This is a genomic window from Mesorhizobium sp. M1D.F.Ca.ET.231.01.1.1 (genome assembly GCF_003999155.2).
Taxonomy (GTDB): Bacteria; Pseudomonadota; Alphaproteobacteria; order Rhizobiales; family Rhizobiaceae; genus Mesorhizobium.
Genome location: NZ_RZOZ02000086.1, coordinates 1 through 390, shown reverse-complemented (window position 1 = coordinate 390; position 390 = coordinate 1). Strand labels below are relative to the sequence as shown.

General features: G+C 58.5%; 1 pseudogene. It reads left to right on the top strand.

Annotated features, from left to right (window positions below):
- Window positions 1–144 precede the first annotated feature (144 nt).
- Window positions 145–390, top strand: a pseudogene (locus tag EN874_RS32405) (transposase); the annotation flags it as partial.

The window sequence follows — 390 nt, the reverse complement described above, 5'->3', positions numbered from 1 at the left end:
TCACCGCAACCGAATAGTTTTCCCCTGATCGGCAAATTTGATTCACCGGTGAAGCGGCGAAGCCCTAATCTCCCCCTCAAGGGGGGCCTGTTGCGTAATTGGCTGGTTGTGATTCTCTGAGACGGAAGCTCGGAGGGAATCGCAATGGCGGTGAAGCAGACTGGTCAGTTGAGCCTGGCGGAAGCATTTTTTGGGCCAGAAGCTTGCAGGTGGATCCTCGCCGCTCGATCGACTGTCCGGTCTGGTGAAGTGGTATCGCTTCGAGAAGCTGCTCAACCCGCTACGCGATGGCGGGGCGGGCCGTGCGGCCTGGCCGCCGTTGTTACTCTTCAAGGCGCTATTGCTGCAATCACTCTATGGGCTATCGGATCGCGAGCTCGAGGAAGCGCT